General features: G+C 51.4%; 13 protein-coding genes. 4 read left to right on the top strand and 9 right to left on the bottom strand.

Features of this window, described 5'->3' with window-relative positions; translation table 11 throughout:
• The first annotated feature begins 2 nt into the window (after positions 1-2).
• The 4 genes from PPHA_RS14340 to PPHA_RS14355 all read left to right on the top strand — a co-directional run bounded on the left by PPHA_RS14340 (position 3) and on the right by PPHA_RS14355 (position 7,060).
• Positions 3-4,019, top strand: a complete 4,017-nt coding sequence (locus tag PPHA_RS14340; protein WP_012509522.1) for an Eco57I restriction-modification methylase domain-containing protein — start codon at positions 3-5, stop codon at positions 4,017-4,019.
• Positions 4,016-5,569, top strand: a complete 1,554-nt coding sequence (locus PPHA_RS14345) for an AAA family ATPase (RefSeq protein ID WP_012509523.1) — start codon at positions 4,016-4,018, stop codon at positions 5,567-5,569. The genes PPHA_RS14340 and PPHA_RS14345 overlap by 4 nt, the downstream gene beginning before the upstream one ends.
• A 325-nt stretch (positions 5,570-5,894) precedes the next feature.
• Positions 5,895-6,611 carry a hypothetical protein gene (locus PPHA_RS14350; protein WP_012509524.1) on the top strand — a complete coding sequence of 239 codons (717 nt, stop codon included), beginning with the start codon at positions 5,895-5,897 and terminating at the stop codon, positions 6,609-6,611.
• On the top strand, positions 6,608-7,060 hold the full coding sequence (locus tag PPHA_RS14355; protein WP_012509525.1) for a type II toxin-antitoxin system PemK/MazF family toxin: 453 nt from the start codon (positions 6,608-6,610) through the stop codon (positions 7,058-7,060). The genes PPHA_RS14350 and PPHA_RS14355 overlap by 4 nt, the downstream gene beginning before the upstream one ends.
• A 303-nt stretch (positions 7,061-7,363) precedes the next feature.
• On the opposite strand, the gene PPHA_RS16445 is transcribed toward PPHA_RS14355, so the two are convergent.
• The 9 genes from PPHA_RS16445 to rpmH all read right to left on the bottom strand — a co-directional run bounded on the left by PPHA_RS16445 (position 7,364) and on the right by rpmH (position 17,702).
• Positions 7,364-7,615: a hypothetical protein gene (locus PPHA_RS16445; RefSeq protein WP_012509526.1), complete on the bottom strand. Its 252-nt coding sequence runs from the start codon at positions 7,613-7,615 to the stop codon at positions 7,364-7,366.
• Positions 7,616-7,765: 150 nt separating this feature from the next.
• On the bottom strand, positions 7,766-12,601 hold the full coding sequence (locus PPHA_RS14780; RefSeq protein ID WP_012509527.1) for a tetratricopeptide repeat protein: 4,836 nt from the start codon (positions 12,599-12,601) through the stop codon (positions 7,766-7,768).
• 245 nt (positions 12,602-12,846) lie between these two features.
• Positions 12,847-13,413, bottom strand: coding sequence for a peptidylprolyl isomerase (locus PPHA_RS14370; protein ID WP_012509528.1), 567 nt, complete (start codon positions 13,411-13,413; stop codon positions 12,847-12,849).
• Between the two features lie 50 nt (positions 13,414-13,463).
• On the bottom strand, positions 13,464-14,378 hold the full coding sequence (locus PPHA_RS14375; RefSeq protein ID WP_012509529.1) for an ROK family protein: 915 nt from the start codon (positions 14,376-14,378) through the stop codon (positions 13,464-13,466).
• A complete protein-coding gene (locus tag PPHA_RS14380; protein ID WP_041526937.1) occupies positions 14,371-14,973 on the bottom strand; it encodes a phosphatase PAP2 family protein in 603 nt (200 codons plus the stop codon). Before PPHA_RS14380 ends, PPHA_RS14375 begins: the two co-directional genes overlap by 8 nt.
• 8 nt (positions 14,974-14,981) lie before the next feature.
• Positions 14,982-16,733: a membrane protein insertase YidC gene (gene yidC / locus PPHA_RS14385; protein ID WP_012509531.1), complete on the bottom strand. Its 1,752-nt coding sequence runs from the start codon at positions 16,731-16,733 to the stop codon at positions 14,982-14,984.
• Complete coding sequence (gene yidD / locus PPHA_RS14390) at positions 16,726-17,010, bottom strand: membrane protein insertion efficiency factor YidD (protein WP_041526938.1); 285 nt, start codon at positions 17,008-17,010, stop codon at positions 16,726-16,728. Before yidD ends, yidC begins: the two co-directional genes overlap by 8 nt.
• Before the next feature lie 65 nt (positions 17,011-17,075).
• Complete coding sequence (locus PPHA_RS14395) at positions 17,076-17,486, bottom strand: ribonuclease P protein component (RefSeq protein WP_012509533.1); 411 nt, start codon at positions 17,484-17,486, stop codon at positions 17,076-17,078.
• Positions 17,487-17,540: 54 nt separating this feature from the next.
• Positions 17,541-17,702 (bottom strand): 50S ribosomal protein L34, encoded by a 162-nt coding sequence (gene rpmH, locus PPHA_RS15330; protein WP_012509534.1) that lies wholly within the window; start codon positions 17,700-17,702, stop codon positions 17,541-17,543.
• Positions 17,703-18,174 lie beyond the last annotated feature (472 nt).

Raw genomic sequence — 18,174 nt, forward strand, 5'->3', positions numbered from 1 at the left:
TCATGGCAAAGACCGACACCGAAATCAAATTCAGCATTGAACATGCAATCAAGGCATTCAGTTGCGGAAATTTGACTGATAATTCGCTCAAACTCTTTCAGGCACTTGGCTACAACACCGACCGCCAGCAACCACTACCCGACAAAACCTTTGCCTGCTTTAAAGAGTACTACATCGACTCCGATAGTCGTTTCAACTCAGAGAAGGCCCTTGCAAAAGAGTGGCAGCAGATTGACTTGCTCTTTCAGTTGACCAAAGAAGAAGTGACCGGCCAGAACTCTCTTTTCGATACAATCCAGGTTGACCGTACCATAATAGAGGCCTACCTCTTTTTCTGCATTGAACTCAACGACAGGGAATACACCAGAACCGCACTCAGCCAGATCACCAGAGAAATCAACAAGGTATTTAAAATGCCGGTCATGGTGCTCTTCAAGCTCGGCGACAAGCTCTCTCTTGCGATCATCAACCGGCGGCTACACAAAAAAGATGCAGAAAAAGATGTACTCGAAAAAGTTACCCTGATCAAGGATATCAACATCCAGCAACCTCACCGGGCCCATATTGAAATTCTCTTCGACCTCACCATTGAAGAGCTTCGGCGAGTACACAAGTTTACCAACTTCGTAGAACTGCATGAAGCATGGTCAGAAACACTTGATACAAAAGAGCTGAACAATCGCTTTTACAAGGATCTTTCAAACTGGTACTTCTGGGTGAGGGATTCAGAAGATGTCGTATTTCCGAAGGATGTCAAGAGCACGGAGGACAGGGCACTGTTTCTTATCCGCTTTCTCACGCGCTTTATTTTTTGCTGGTTCCTGCGCAAAAAGCGGAATCCCGGAACCGGGCAAAGCCTGTTGCCACAAGAACTTTTCAAAAGGGAGGGGATTGGGAACTTGCTCCTGGACGCTTCACCTGGAGCGTATACCTATTATCCTGCCATTCTTCAGAACCTCTTTTTTGCCACTCTCAATACAGAGATGGATAAGCAAGGATTTCCGCATAATCGTCGGTTTATCGACGAGGGGGATGGGCGGAGCAGTGACGATCACATGATTCATTCGGTGTGGCGGAACGCCCATATGCTGCAAGACCCGGAGGGATTCGCGAGACTCTTGCGCCAGGTTCCATTTCTTAATGGAGGTCTTTTCGAATGTCTGGATGATCGCGTGACGAAGGGCAAGTCGAATTTCACCGAAGAAATCCGAATCGACGGATTCTCGAACATACCTAAAAAGCATCCAAAGCTTCCCAACTATATTTTTTTTGGAGACGACCAACGCATTGATCTCTCTGATGCATATGGAGATACAAATCGTCGGAGAGAGACCGTGCGACCACTCCTTACTATCCTGTCCAGCTATAATTTTACACTCACAGAAAACACCCCTCTGGAACAGGAGATAGCCCTCGACCCGGAGCTTCTTGGCCATGTTTTCGAAAACCTTCTGGCTGCCTACAACCCCGAAACGGGCACTGTGGCTCGCAAATCCACAGGTTCTTTTTACACTCCGCGCGTTGTCGTGGACTGGATGGCAGACCAAGCGCTTGCCATTCATCTAAACAAGGTACTCTCACGTTTGACTGGTGTAGAGTCCGAACGAACTGATCCGCGTCTCAAGGTTCTCCTTTCATGGGAAGAAGCGGGCCTCGAATTCAACGATGAAGAAAAAGAAGCGCTCATCGACGCTATCGACAGCCTTAAAGTTCTTGATCCAGCCTGCGGCTCGGGTGCTTTTCCCATGGGGGTACTACAAAAACTCGTGCACGTGCTTCGCAAGCTCGATCCTGAAAACCGTGGATGGCGCCGGAGGCAGGAAGCTGCGCTCGAACGTATCGAAAGTCCCACGGCCCGAGAAGAAGCCTGTCTGGCTATAAAACGGGCCTTTGCACATGATAACGACGATTATGGCCGCAAGCTTTACTTGATCGAGAACTGTCTCTATGGCGTGGACATCCAGCCTATTGCCTGCCAGCTCGCCAAGTTGCGTTTTTTTATTGCGCTTATCGTCGACCAAGAGATCGACGATGCATATCCTAATTACGGCATTCTGCCGCTTCCCAACCTGGAGACCAAAATAGTTGCGGCTAACACTCTACTTGGCCTACAACGTCGTCTACTGCTGCTTGCCAACGAAAGCATACTTGACTTGGAAACTGAATTGCAGCAAGTGCGTCACAACTATTTCACCGCGCGCCGCTACAAAGATAAGAAGGCGTTACGGGCCCGCGACAAGGAACTTTGCGACGCATTAGCGGAACAATTGGCAGAAGCCGGGGGGTTAACGCCCTACGATACTCAACGCATTGCTAGCTGGAATCCTTACAAAACGAATGTGGCAGCAGCTTTCTTTGATCCTGCTTGGATGTTCGGCCTCGTTAGGGAAGGCGGATCTTTCGATATAGTTATTGGCAATCCTCCATATGTCCGGCAGGAACAACTCCGTAACATGTCTGTCACAGGAAGCGGCGGCCAGTTTCACTCACTCAAGGAGGTCTTGAAAGAGCAATATGAGTGCTACACTGGTACCGCTGACCTCTACGTCTATTTTTTTGAGCGCGCACTTCAGCTTCTGCGGATTGGTGGGACACTGGCTTACATAACAAGTAACAAATACATGCGTGCAGCTTACGGTGAAAAATTGCGCACCTATCTTGCCTGTTCGACTCGACCACATGCCATCCTAGATTTCGGTGACGCACCAGTTTTCACCGCCATCGCCTACCCCTGTATTATGATCACAGAGAAGACCTTGCATGTTGAAAAAGGCCAGCTTCCTTCCGCGAGTGGGCTTGGGCGTATGCTGTCCGGTGTTGATAGCACCTTGCCCGTGTTCACTTGGAAACCCTGTGACGATGTGACCGGTTTTCCGGAGATTTTCGAAAGCCATTCCCATTCCCTTGCTCAGCGCGACCTCAAATCCGATGGTTGGCGACTGGAAAGTCCCGTACGCTTGCGCTTGCTCGAAAGGCTACGCCTAGCTGGAACGCCGCTGGACAAATCCGTGCAAGGGCGGTTTTATCGAGGCATTCTCACAGGCCTTAACGAAGCCTTTGTAGTTGATCGTGACACGTACGACCGTCTTATCGCCGCGCACCCTTCATCGGCGGAGGTGCTAAAACCGTTTTTGCGCGGGCGAGATGTGAAAAAGTGGAGGTGTGAGTTCCAAGACCGATGGCTCATTAAAATTGGATCTTCCGAGAATGAACGGCATCTTTGGTCAGGCGAATCGGAAAGGGAGGCCGAGCGTAAGTTCGCGAATATCTACCCGGCCATTCACGGCTGGTTCGAGCCGTTGCGAGATCGGCTCATACAGCGCTATGACAAAGGCAGATACTTCTGGGAACTCCGCTCATGTGACTACTGGCGCGAGTTCGAGCAACCGAAGATCATTGTCCCAGCGATCGAAGACGATGTGAACTATGCTCCTGATGCAGGAAGTTTCTATGGTAATGATAAGACGAGCATCCTGATTCCGTCTTCTGTTCCATTTACAATCGCAATCTTGAACTCGACGATTTCGTGGTGGATTACGCGCCAAGAGTTTGCATCCCGTCAAGGCGGTTATTACGAGTTCAAACCAATGTATGTCTCGCGTATACCTATTCCTAATGCCACGCCCAACCAACAGCATTATTGTGAGCTGCTGGCGGATGCGTTAATCTGGCTATATAGTCCAAATACGGTGAGCAAGAAAGATGACATGCCGCTTTCCTTGATGAAAGCCTACTTCGAGCAGTGGTTGAATGGGCTTGTCTATGAGCTTTTCTTCCCTGATGAACTTCATTCCCGCAAGATCAAGCTATTTGCAGAGACCGTGCGCTTTGTACCTCCGGATTTTTCCACGCTTTCGGAAGAACAGAGGATCAAACGTTTAAGCGATTCATTTGAAAAAGCATATGACAGCAACGCGACAATTAGATCTATGCTCTTTGACCTTCGTTCGTTGGAAGTCGTTCGCATCATCGAAGAACCGACAGAGCGCAACGCAATGACACCTCTAGCTGACCTATGAATATGACAGTGCCACGCATCGGTAAGATCGTTATCCGCGACTTCCGCTTTTTCCCCGGCAACGAAAACTATACCTTTGAGTTGGGCGATGAGGGGAAGAACTTGCTACTGTTCGGCGAGAACGGTTCGGGCAAATCCTCATTCTTCCAAGGCCTGCGCGTACTCTTGAGCGAATCGCCTCCACCCAGGCCCTTCGATGCTTATCGAAACCTCTTTTATCCGGGTGAGGAGGGGACGATTGCCATTGAGCTTACCTCAGGCATGCCCCAAGACGTGACTTGGGCATATGGTGAGCCGCATCCTGCTGAAATCGGTGAATCAGCTTTTTTCGACCTGGCGAGGCGAGCTACCTTTCTCGACTACAAAGCACTGCTCCGCACGAATGTGTTTCATGAGGATGCTGAGTGCGTCAATCTCTTTCCTCTCCTGGTAGAGACGTTGCTGCGTGATGCGGAATTACCGGACGGACGAACAGTTCATCAGCATTGGAATGCATTGCGCACATTCTTACCAAAGGATGCAACACTTTTTGACGACGCCGATGAGCATGACGCGTGGCCAACCCCTGAAGAGCAAGTCAACGAGTCTGCGAAGCAGTTTCGTGATCAGCTCGACGATTTTCTGAACAAGAGCGCTGGCGGTGACAAGAGTATCGTTGAGCGAGCGAATGCGCTGCTTTCCAGGTTTACAATCGGTCTGGAGATCAAAACGGTGGTGGGAGACCTGAAAGTCAGCGATGCATCTTCGAATCCTTTAGTAAAACAGCACTCTTTTAACGGAGCTGAGGTACGCCTGATCGCCACCTATGCAGGAAAGGCAATCGAGCATCCTGCCCTGTTTTTGAATGAGGCGCGTCTTACCGCCGTTGCCCTAGCTCTTTACTTGGCAGCTGTTCAGGCGACTACTCCCAGAGACGATGCAACTAACATTCCGCGTCTTTTGGTTCTAGACGATGTGCTGATTGGACTCGATTTATCTAACCGTCTTCCCATACTAAAGATCCTTGAACAGGAGTTTTCTGATTGGCAGGTGTTCTTGATGACATTTGACCGAGTCTGGTATGATTTAGCAAAAGAGTACACCGAACATACTAAACAGTGGAGCTATTTAACATTGCGCGTATTGCCAAGTACGCCAGACAAACCAGGTAGTCCAATCATTGAGCCATGGACTGACATGCTTAAAAAGGCTGATGTGCACTTACAAAATGGCGATCTTATGGCAGCCGCTGTATACATCCGCGCTGCTTTTGAAACCCGGATCAAGAACGTTTGTAGGGATAACGGAGTCAAAGTTGCTTACAAACCCGATCCGAAAGACGTCAAGTCGGATCAACTTTGGAATGAAATTTGCGATCGCCAGAAGTTAAGGAAGGAAAACGGACAGCATGATTTTCTTGATCCGAATCTCATGCAAGACGTTGAAAAAGTACGCTCGACTGTGCTTAATCGTCTAAGCCACAGTGGGCCAATGGGCTTAACCACTACCGAGGTGAAGGATGCATTGGATATCATCCGCAAATTGCAGATCCACGAATTCAAGAAAGCTTAAATAACAAGCTTTTTGTGAGCATTGTTCCGTTATCATCGGCAACCTGGGTGGGGGGGGAGTGCAAAAGTAATATATGAACATCCGTGGTGAAGAGAAGTAAGGATATGATTCTACTAAATTCCCACCCCACTTCTATAAATGTGAAAAGGCGCAGAAACTTTTTTGATGAATACCTATCCGGTGAACAACGCCAGACTTGTTTTGCCTCAGCTGGCAATTAGTAACAGGTAATTATAAGGTTATCTTATTGAAAAAAAGATAATTAGTCATGTAATATCTGTTCAATACTTGCAGAGAATTGAAAAACCGACATAAAGGAGAGGCCATGACACAACAGGACAAAATCAAACAGATACTTGACTCGCTCAATAACCTTCAGGAGAACCTGCTCTCCCTGCCTGACGACATGCTGCTCAGTATCGACCCGCGTGACAACGAATCACTGGCTCAGGGAACACAGTTCATCATGGCATATAACGATAACCTCAGTCAGTTTACCGGCAGCTCCGCCAAAATAGCGCAGATGATAAAGGCACATTTCGGCATAAATCCCGAAGAAGATGATGTGGTTAAAGAGTCCAGCAACCGCCAGCAACGAGAGCGCCTTATCGCTGAACTCGACAAAACAGAACCCCATTATCTTGGCGAAAACTTCACCTACAAACGCCCCTATGGCTTCATCCTCGGTGAAACCGCCTACAAAGGCCTGAAGACCTGGAAAACCCTCTACCTGCTTGTGCTGAATATGTTGCAGGCCACCGATCCAGCAAAGTTTGCCGCCCTCCCCGAAACCGAACGCTTCATCAGCAACCGGGGTAAACCCCTGTTGTCATCAAATGAACACGATCTTCGCCTCGGTGAAAAGCTCGACTCCGGCCTCTACGCCGAAATCAACCTCTCAGCCAACGCTCTCCTCAAATACATAAAAGAGCTACTCGAACACTTCGGCCTCGACCCCCGAACCATGAAAATCTATCTCCGCGAAGACCGCGATGCCGATATAGTATTTTCAGATCAAGCAAACTCAAATCAGCACAGATGAGCCTTCCGTATCATCCAAAACAAGGCACCATTGTTATTTGTGATTTCAAAGGTTTTGTTTCTCCTGAAATGGTTAAGCGAAGACCGGCAGTGATCGTTTCTCCTCGGTTGCGTAAAAGAGAGGGCCTTTGTACCATTGTTCCTTTAAGTACTACGCCACCGAAGGTTATTGAGGCTTATCACTACAAGTTGTACATTGATCCGGTTCTTCCTGAGCCCTATAACGCTGAATTTCACTGGGTAAAAGCCGATATGGTCTATACCGTATCATTAGACAGACTTTTTCTGCCATTCGTCGGAAAAGATCAGGGTAAAAGGAGTTACGATATAAGAGTAATAAGCACAGATGAACTTGTTACTATCCAGCAATGTAATTTTGGCTGGATTATGAATAATCCCTTGACGATCACTCCACAAAAGAGGATATTGCAACCGTACCCGCTCTCCTGACTTGTCAGGATCGGGCTTAAGTCCACCTCGGTGGCCGCCATGCAAGAGAAAATCAATTTAGCATGGTGTCTTATTAAGGCCCATTATTCGTACTGGGCCTTTTTTTTGCCCTTATCACCACGGAGCAATTAAAAAAGCCCATCATTGCACTGAGAAGGATACCCTTCAACGGCCAGAGGCCGACCTTCATGCAAAACAGGCTGATGATATTTCAAAGCAGAGAAGAGAGAGAAAACAAAAAGGCCCCGGAAAAAGTCCAAAGCCCCATTGTCGACCGGGAAAAGCCCAATCCTTTGACATATTTTACCTGAAACGTACTGTTCTTGCAAATGATTTCTTTTCAAATTCAGGTACCAACACCCACCCTTCATGTAGCAAGACGCTTCGCTCCGTTTGCGCAGCCCGGACGGGCACACGGGCAAACTGTCGCTGGCCCGCACTGCCCTCATTCTTCGCAACACCCGACCCCAAAAGCACACAACAGTGCACTGCAAGCCTTCCTCCACCTTCGCGGGAAGAATTCGCTACGGCTCCGGAAGGTGCAGAGCGCTGCATCAATAATCCGGGAGTACCCTGACAAAAGCAAAGGCCCGACAGAATCGAGCCTTTGAGTAATATCGGCTTGCTGCTTAGCGCAAACCCCGGGGCAAAGCCCATATGAAACACCCAAGAATGTAGAAATTTTTTTTGTTTGTGTTAAAACAATCACGCCCCTGAGATCATGTTTTGGATGGCAGTAATCATTGGTTCGTCTACAGGAGCCAATCGACCTGTCGCATTCAGTGACTCGAGAATCGACAAAGCACGTTTCAGATGCTCTTTTTCAGCAGAATCATGTGCCTTTGCAAAGAGGACGAGAGATACTGCGAGGTCGCGCTGGTAGTCGGCACGATCCGGCTCGGACTGCGCAAGACGCTGCCGGATGTCGAGCGCCTTCAGAAAGGCATCGCGCGCTTGCTCACCCTGACCCAGAGCACTGTACAGGTCACCCATCTTGTTGTACGACACGGAGAGGTCGCGCTGGTAGTCGGCACGATCCGGCTCGGACTGCGCAAGACGCTTGGCTATTTCAAGCGCCTTCAGAAAGGCATCGCGCGCTTGCTCACCCTGACCCAGAGCGCGGTACAGGTCACCCATTCGCTCATACGACACGGAGAGGTCGCGCTGGTAGTCGGCACGATCCGGCTCGGACTGCGCAAGACGCTTGGCTATTTCAAGCGCCTTCAGAAAGGCATCGCGCGCTTGCTCACCCTGACCCAGAGCGCTGTACAGGTCACCCATCTTGTTGTACGACACGGAGAGGTCGCGCTGGTAGTCGGCACGATCCGGCTCGGACTGCGCAAGACGCTGCCGGATGTCGAGCGCCTTCAGAAAGGCATCGCGCGCTTGCTCACCCTGACCCAGAGCGCGGTACAGGTCACCCATCTTGTTGTACGACACGGAGAGGTCGCGCTGGTAGTCGGCACGATCCGGCTCGGACTGCGCAAGACGCTTGGCTATTTCAAGATCCTTCAGAAAGGCATCGCGCGCTTGCTCACCCTGACCCAGAGCGCTGTACAGGTCACCCATCTTGTTGTACGACACGGAGAGGTCGCGCTGGTAGTCGGCACGATCCGGCTCGGACTGCGCAAGACGCTGCCGGATGTCGAGCGCCTTCAGAAAGGCATCGCGCGCTTGCTCACCCTGACCCAGAGCGCGGTACAGGTCACCCATCTTGTTGTACGACACGGAGAGGTCGCGCTGGTAGTCGGCACGATCCGGCTCGGACTGCGCAAGACGCTTGGCTATTTCAAGATCCTTCAGAAAGGCATCGCGCGCTTGCTCACCCTGACCCAGAGCGCTGTACAGGTCACCCATTCGCTCATACGACACGGAGAGGTCGCGCTGGTAGTCGGCACGATCCGGCTCGGACTGCGCAAGACGCTTGGCTATTTCAAGCGCCTTCAGAAAGGCATCGCGCGCTTGCTCACCCTGACCCAGTGCGCGGTACAGGTCACCCATTCGCTCATACGACACGGAGAGGTCGCGCTGGTAGTCGGCACGATCCGGCTCGGACTGCGCAAGACGCTTGGCTATTTCAAGCGCCTTCAGAAAGGCATCGCGCGCTTGCTCACCCTGACCCAGTGCGCGGTACAGGTCACCCATCTTGTTGTACGACACGGAGAGGTCGCGCTGGTAGTCGGCACGATCCGGCTCGGACTGCGCAAGACGCTTGGCTATTTCAAGCGCCTTCAGAAAGGCATCGCGCGCTTGCTCACCCTGACCCAGAGCGCGGTACAGGTCACCCATCTTGTTGTACGACACGGAGAGGTCGCGCTGGTAGTCGGCACGATCCGGCTCGGACTGCGCAAGACGCTTGGCTATTTCAAGCGCCTTCAGAAAGGCATCGCGCGCTTGCTCACCCTGACCCAGAGCGCGGTACAGGTCACCCATCTTGTTGTACGACACGGAGAGGTCGCGCTGGTAGTCGGCACGATCCGGCTCGGACTGCGCAAGACGCTCGTAGCGTGCAACAAGTGTTTCGTATCGCCGGAATGCTGTGCCGGTCTGTCCGAACGCAAGGTGCGCTTGCGCCTCTTGATCGGCAATTGAACCGAACCCGGAATGCTCTATGGGCAGGGTTTCCAGTACCTCGGAGGCAAATGCAGCAACATCGAGGGAGCGTTGGTTCCGGCTCAGAAACGCCAGGCAAGCGTTCGCGAGTTCCGAAGCTCGGTCGTAGTCAGCGCCGGAGAGGAAGTTGCGCACCGCCTCCACCAGATCGTCCAGACTGTGGCTCTCGTTTTGCACCCGCCACATCCGGTAGCGACCTGCCCGGAGGCAACGTTCTGCGTGATTGGCCGGGTCAAGCTGTTCCAACCCCTCCGCCGTCCACCGATGCACCCAGGCAGAGCGGTCATCAGGATCAAGGTGAAGGAGTGCCATGTTGTGCAGGCGAACCAGCGCTCGATCAGCGGCAGCAACGTCACCGGGAACGGCAGCATCATCGCTTGCCAGCATTCTCGCGACGCCAGTTGGTGTGACCGGCAGGTTCGACACCGCGACCTGAAGCAGCACCTGTTCGATCCGCTCTTCACGTGCGGTCTCAAGTAACTCGTCGAGCATGATATCGCGTGCCGCTATCGACAGGGTGTGCTGAAGAGCCTGATCTGCGTCACCGAAGGTGCTGCCTGGAGCAAGGCCGACCTCTTTCAGCAGGGTATCGAGCCGCTTCATCATGTGACGCAAACGCCGCTGCTGACCACCCAACAGGGTATTGATAAACTCAAGGGAACGCGGGTGCCCGCCGAGTATGCGCAGTATCCTGCGCCGTTGCTCCGGCTCCAGACCCGTCGCAGAGTCCGAGCGGTTGAGCGCGTCGAGGCGTAGTGCCAGTTTGCGGGTTTCGGCCGGACTGAGTGCACCGACAGGAATGTGCCGGAGAAATAAACTCATCTCCGGAACCGGATTCCGGCAGGTGATAAGCAGTCGTCCGCGTTGGGCATGTTCAGCCAGGAATTGCATACTGACTGCGATGTCGGGGTTGAGAAAAGCATCACCGCCCGGATGCAGGTTCTGCTCGAAGTCATCGAGGAGCAGCACCACACGCTGTTCATCGAGAACTCGCGCGACGAGCCGCAGGCGATCGCGGTCATCGATACCGGGGTGGTCGAACTGAGCGAGTATACGATTTGCCCAGGGTGGATTACAGGCAATAAGCTCATCACGCAATGCCGTGACAATACCGGAGAGATCGAAACGCCCGGCGTGAACCGGAACGAGATAGCCATCCTGACGAAGGCGTTGCATGGCACGTCCTGCCAAAGCGCTCTTGCCGATCCCCCCGATTCCGGTCAGCACCACACCGGAGAAGGCTCCGGATTCTGCACGCAGAGTGCGCAGTGTCTCCCTCAGCTCCTTGCGCCGACCAATCAGATCACCGATGAGCAGTTGCGGTACGGCTCCAGCCGCGTCGTGCACCGGCTGGAGCTTGAGGGGATCATTGTTGAGAGCGAAGTTTGCCAGCGGCCGTTCGTCACCCCTTATGAAAAGTGCTGCAGTTGCGTACTCGGGTTGGGTCGCATCAAGTGGTTCGTTCCGCTCGATAGCGGCAAGCCGCTCACGCTCAAGCTCTTTGCGGGCTTGCGCGAGCGCCCGACTCGCAAGCAGATGCTCGCCATCTGCCAGATGTTGGTAAAATGATCGGGCGAGACGGCTTGCGTATTGATCACTGACTGAGGTCTGCATGGCCAGTATTGCCGGCACTCCCGACTGCAGCAAGGCTTCAGCCAGGCTAACTGTGTGGCCATCCTGAACGGCTCCGTGGCAGGTATTGAGGAAAACAAGAGGGAGCGGTCTTCCCTTTTCCCTGAGCGGAACGATCAGTTCGTCTGCTGTGACCGAGACGGCTTGCCCCTCTTCATCTTCCAGTTCCAGCATTCCCGGACGGCCGTGGCAGGAAAGATGGAGCACATGGTAGGCATCGCGCTCAATCGCCCTGGCGATCTCGTCCGGATGGCCAACCTCAAGAATATGCACCTCGACATTTTCATGCCGCTGCAGCGGTTCCACAGCATCGAGGATGTTCTGTACCTCACGTTCATAATCGAGCACTGCGGAGGAGGTTGTTCCCTCGTCAGGGGCTCCGACCGCAACGAGAATCTTCAGCGGCCCTGCCAATGCCGGGCTTGCGGTACCTTTCAGATCAGGTGGTCGTCGCAGCAGGATGCAGGCGGGATGGGTAGCCAACAGGCGATCATCGGGCAGGCGCAGCGCATCGTAGGGCAAGCTGAGCAATGCGGATCCCGAAGCTTCCACCCGAACCTCGACCAGCGTTCCAACCGGACTTCCGTCGAGAAGATCGGCCAGAGCCTGCCCTGAGGATTCCGGTAAGCAGAATGCCCGCAACTGTCGGCCAAGATCCACGAGGCTTGATTCCTGCGCCGCCCGTTCCGCAGCGACGGGATTGCGCCCCAAGCCAGTGACATGGCAGGTCAGAAAGTTGCTCCGGGCCTGGAACAAGGCTTTCGGGATTGTTGGATGAGAGGCTGTTCCGTGGACATCGTCACCGATACGCACCTCGACCGTGATCCCATGGTTCCCGTTCTCACCCGACGTTTCCCGGAGCGAAATCGAGACCAGCTCGATCCCTCCATGCTCCGGATGCCGAATCGGCGATGGTAAGGCCTGGCGGTAGCGCAGCGCATCGATGATCGCGTCGATCTGGTCGATACCCCGGCGTGCCAGGGGACGAAGAAGCGGAGGAACCCATGCACCGTCGCCGACGACTACCGGAATGAGCAGCTTCCCTTCCTCTATCCGCGAGTAGGTCAGATAGCTGACCTCTGCCTCCACCCAGCGGCTCGATCTTGTGTGTGACGAGAAAACGATGATTCCCGCATGTGCAGCATCCAGACCGGCGTTGATGCTTGCGACAATATCATCGCCGGGGCCGATCTCCCACTTGTCCAGCCACGGTTCGAATCCGTGTTCTCGTAATAGGTGGGCTAACAGCTCAACCTGCGGCTTGTCCTCAGAAGAGTGGCTGATGAATACCTTCATACGTGTGACTCCTGAGACAATCTCTTTTTATGTGCTCTCATGCTTCTTTTTTTTTGCCCTTTATGGCGCTACACAGAACTGATCAGGCTGAGGATCAGGAGTGATCGTCTGAACGGTCCCGATACTCTGAACGAAAAAGCCGGGAAAGGCTTGCGAAAAAAATAACAGTAATATAGTGATTATCGGCTACGGTATGCACCGCGCTTTTTGGCAAGCACGATACCATTCAGATTGATATCCCTCCCTCACTTTTTCACATCCGCAGCAACCCGCATCCGCACTATTTTGGTGGGATTGGTAACCATGCCATTGTTGTATGACGCTCCTGCCTTGACCTTTTCGACAAATTCCATGCCGGATACCACTCGTCCCCAAACTGTGTATTGCCCGTCAAGGAAGGGTAACTGGTCGAAACAGATGAAAAACTGGCTGTCGGCACTATCGACACCAGAGGCGCGTGCCATAGAGACGGTACCGCGATTATGATGAACAGGCGAAAATTCGGCTTTAAGCTGCTGGCCGGAACCGCCGGAACCGTCACCGAGCGGATCGCCGGTCTGGGCCATGAATCCGGGGATAACACGGTGGAAGCTAAGCCCGTCATAAAACCCTTTGCGGGTCAGCACCTTGATGCGTTCCACATGGCGGGGCGCAATATCAGGACGCATCTGGATGACAACTCGTCCTGAGGGAAGGTCGAGATAAATCGTGTTTGCGGGATCAAGTGAGGGTGACGCATGAACGGCCAAGGGAAGGATTCCAGCCAAAAGCCCGAAAAAGAGGGCTATAGCGATAGATGATTTTTTCAGCATGGGAGAGAGGTAACGGTTGGTTGAACAAGTTTGTGTATGATAACGAATCTTTATGGCTTGCGTGCCAACAATGCCGCTCCAAAAACTCCGGCGCTGTCGCCGAGAAGCGGACGGAGCAGGGGAATGCGGAGTTCGCTGTTGAACAAATGCCTTTCGATTGCCTGAACGGCCTCTTGTGCATACAACTGCTCTATCTGCCCGACTCCACCGCCAATGATGCAGAGATCAGGATCAAGAATATTGATGACTGTAGCGAGCGCTTTTCCAAAATAGAAGAGCAGTCGTTCGATTGTTGCTGCGGCGGCATCATCGGAATCGCAGGTGGCCGCAATCCGCTCCAGGGGCTTGAAGCTGCCGCTCAACTGGTGATAGTAGCGCTCAAGTGCCGGACCGGAGATAACGGTTTCGACGCAGCCCCTCCGACCACAATAGCAGGGTTCTCCGCCAGGTATCAGTTCATTGTGCCCCCACTCTCCGGCAATGCCGTGGGCGCCCCGGCGGGCTTTGCCTCCACAAACAATCCCGCCTCCAACGCCAGTACCGAGAATAATACCGAACGCCACCGTTGTATCCTCACGCATCAGTGCCGCACCAGAGCCAAGCAGGGATTCAGCAAGTGCAAAACAGTTGGCATCATTTTCAAGCACAACGGCCCTTTTGAGGAGTTGCTCAAGATCATCTTTCAGATTGCGGCCGTTCAGGCAGAGGGTATTGGAATTTTTCATGACGCCACAGGCAGCATCATAGCGTCCGGGTGTGCCGATACCGATTGTTGAAGGGAGCATTATACCGGACTCAAGAGCGATCATCCCGATCAGTTGCTCGATACGCTGAAGAATATGGTTGTAACCTTCTGAGGCCTCTGTGGCGATTCTGCGGCGCATCACGGGCTTCAGGTGATTATTGATCACCACCGCCTCGATTTTGGTACCACCGAGATCTATACCCCAAAAGTGTTCAACCATGGATGCCGCTCCCTTTACGCATCAGACGGGGCTGGATAATATTTTTCAGGAGCCATGAAAAAAGCAGATAGACAAGAAGCGCACTGAAGATTCCGATAACCATACCTGCAAGAACGTCGCCTGGATAGTGAACGCCAACGTAGACCCGTGAAAAGGAGATGGCTAAAGCGTAGAGAATCATGGTGCCGATGAAGAGCTTTTCAACTACGGCTCCCCGATGAAAGCATATCCAGGTGATGACAGCGACGGCGGCGGAATTTGCAGCATGGGAGGAGGCAAACGAATAACTCCTTGGCTGACTGATGAGCAGTCGGACGTGGTCGAGGGCAAAGCAGGGTCTGATACGCTGGACAAGGGGCTTGAAAACTCCTGATGCTACAAAATCAGAGAGGCCAACAGCAAGAAGGGCAAGAAGAATCACCAGAAAGGCGTTTTTTCCCTTTCTGGCAACGATGAACAGAGCAATAAGAACAAAAATATGCCAAGAGAGGCGCCCGTTGGTCAGAAAAACCATGAGGTCATCGGCTGCCGGGTGAACCAGTTCACGGTTCAGCAGCCGAAAAAGCCAGACATCAGCCTGCTCAAGGGGCGCCATCATTGTGCCTACTTTTTAGCTCCCCCTTTTTTCTGTTTCCTCTGCGCACCGGCAGGAGCCAGGCCAAGGTTCACCTGCGGCATGTCGGCTGCGGTCGTCGTCTTGTTGATATAAAACTGCTGCGCAACGCTGAAAATGTTGAACATCAGATAGTACAGACCAAGACCGGCTGGCATATTGTTGAAAAAGAGCAACATCATGGCAGGGAACATGTACATCATCACCTTCATCTGCTCATTGCTCTGTGTCGTCGGTGTGATCTTCTGCTGCAAATACACGGTCACCGCCATAAGAATGGGGAATACCGCGATATGACTCCCGTACATGGGGATGGCAAAGCCAAAATCAAAAATGGAATCCGGCACGGAAAGATCCTTTGCCCAGAGAAAGCTGTGCTGACGGAGCTCGATCGATGAACGGAAAACATAAAACATGGCAAAAAGAAGCGGCATCTGCAGCACGACAGGAAGACAGCCTCCTATAGGGTTTACACCAGCCTCTTTGTAAATCCTTCCAAGCTCACTTTGCAGTTTTGCTGGATTATCCTTGTACTTCTCCTGAAGCTCCTTGAGCGCTGGCTGCAGGGCCGACATTTTTTTCATGGACTTCGTTGAAGCCATGGAAAGGGGATAGGTCACCAGCTTGATCAGAAAGGCAAAAATGATGATGATCAGACCATAGTTACTCACAAAGCCATTCATCCAACTGAAAACAGGCAGAATGATAAACTCGGCAAAGGGTCTGGTCAGCCAGTCCCATCCGAAGTCCATGATCTTTTCAAGACCGACTTTCTGTGCCTTGACAATGTTGTAATCAAGCGGCCCGAGGTAGAGACTGAATTTGTCATCAACAACACCAGCCGTTGAGGGAACCGCAATTTTCAAGGCTGCAAGGTAACTCTCAAAATCATTACCCGTCTCTCTTTTGCCATCAAGGTAAATCCCTGCTGATTTTCCATGAGGAATCAGCGCGGCAACAAAATATTTGTTACGGACAGCAACCCACTGCGCTTCGCCTGACTGCTCTTCGCGATAGGACTGTTTTTCCTTGCTTGCATCAAGTTTTACAAGGCTCCCGCCAAGATAGGCGCTGGCCAATGCACTCTGGGCTTCATCCGGACGATTTTTTTCTGAAAAGGGCACCCCCCCGTCCCACTGCACCTGATATTCGTTTCCTGCAAGCTCGCTGGCAAAGCCTGTCAGCTTGACATCGTAATCTACCTTATAACTGTCTCCGGTAAAGCCGAAGATAATATCGATAGCCTGCTGTGGCGCAACATCAAGGTGGTAACGAACCGCATAACTCTCTTTGCCTTTGATGGTGCGAAGAGTGTCGAGTGTGACATTACTGAAATAGAGGTCGCGGGTATCGATTTTCTTACCCTCACGTGTCAGAAAAAGCAGCGAAAGGGCTCCGTTTTTTCCATTGCTGACCAGATCAAAGGGGAGGCGATTGCCATCCAGATGCTTTTTAAGCACCAGTGACTTCAGTGTCGCTCCCTTGGAGGAGAGTGTTGCTCGAAAAAGATCATTTTCTACCTTCAGGAGTTTTTCCTGACCTCCGGATGAGGATGCAAAAACACCAAAATTATCGGCTGCAGGGATCGAAACTGCAGGAACCTGAACATCGGACTGCACCACAGTCTCTGTTTTCACCGTCTTTGACGGCAGCAGCGGTTTTTTCTCTGGCGACATAAACTGAAGCCAGACGATCATGATTACGGCAATAATTGCAAGGCCGGTTACCGAATTTCTATCCATTACCACTCTCTTTAGTTTTACCAGAAAACTTGTTTTTGTTTACGGATACAGGGGGAACCGGATCAAACCCGCCCTTTGAAAAAGGATTACATCGCAGAACACGCCAAACGGTCAACCATGAAGCATAAAAAAAATTATGCCGCTGGAACGCCTCAAGAGCGTAACTTGAACAGGTAGGAAAATATTTGCAGGACGGACCGAGCAATGGAGAAAGGAACGCCCGGTAAAATTTTATCAGCACAATCGGCACCTGATTGAAAAACTTCCAGCTACTCATGCTCATCATACCATTCTATCCGGTAAAACAACTTTATCCGTCATGTTTGAGCTGACCATCAGAGTTCAGGAAAGTATCATACCCTGCAACAACCCTCTGATCTCCTCCCTGAACGCTTCAAGGCCTGGGGAAGTCTTTCTTCTGCCCATATAAAGAAAAGCAATGCAAAGCATTCCGTCGGCACTCCCTTCGTGCTGACCCACCTCTCGACTCTTTAACACTGATTTTTCATGTCGGTAAGCTTCTCTCATCATTCTTTTGATCTTGTTGCGCCCAACAGCAGAATGGACCGTTTTTTTACTCACCGCAAACAAAATAGACGGAAATGGCTGAAAACAAGCGTTGTCAAGCTGAAGAGAAGCGTACACAATTCTTAAAAAATCACCCTTCACACTTTTTCCATTCTTGAAAAGGAGTGAGATCGGCAGCTTTTTCCTCAAGATCTCTTGCTTGCGCAGGGAATGACTGTGCACCATATTCAAAACTTGAAAAGAGCAATTTTTTTGATACCGCCAGTCTCACGAACAAGCTTATTGACCAGCCGTACCCATCGCGCTGCTTACTGAAAGCGAATGACGTCCCTTTGCCCTTCTTGCAGACAGTACTTTTCGTCCATTCTTGGTAGACATTCTCTCACGGAATCCATGCTTGTTCCTTCTTTTCCTGTTCCTCGGCTGATAGGTTCTTTTCATCGCTTATAGCTCCACACTTGTTTAGGTACAATTCAAAATTATAGGGCGCGTAATTTAGCATATTGAACGGTCAATAACAAATGGTTCCACTCACTGACCATTCTATCGACAAGAACAACCACCCTCCAACCCTGAGTAATCAACACTATAGGAAGTAAAAAACAAGCACGCCACCACAAGTTGTCAATAATGTTGATAACTTGTGGATAAAATATTTCAAACCCCGGAAACCCCAAATAATCCGCACACTCAAAAGAATCAACACATGTTGACTACTCGAACAACTATTTTATATAACAACCAATTATATAATAGTTTAAAGTGTTGAAAAGTCTCCGGGCAAACACCCCTCCATACAACGGAAATTTCATAAAGGAAATTGTTTTTTATCCACATAAAACACTAACTTGTGAACAGTAAATGTTGATGGCGCTAACTATGAAGACCCTTACTCTTAAAAATACCGTATTTT

Origin of the sequence: Pelodictyon phaeoclathratiforme BU-1, assembly GCF_000020645.1 — a bacterium.
In the GTDB taxonomy this organism is placed as follows: domain Bacteria; phylum Bacteroidota; class Chlorobiia; order Chlorobiales; family Chlorobiaceae; genus Chlorobium; species Chlorobium phaeoclathratiforme.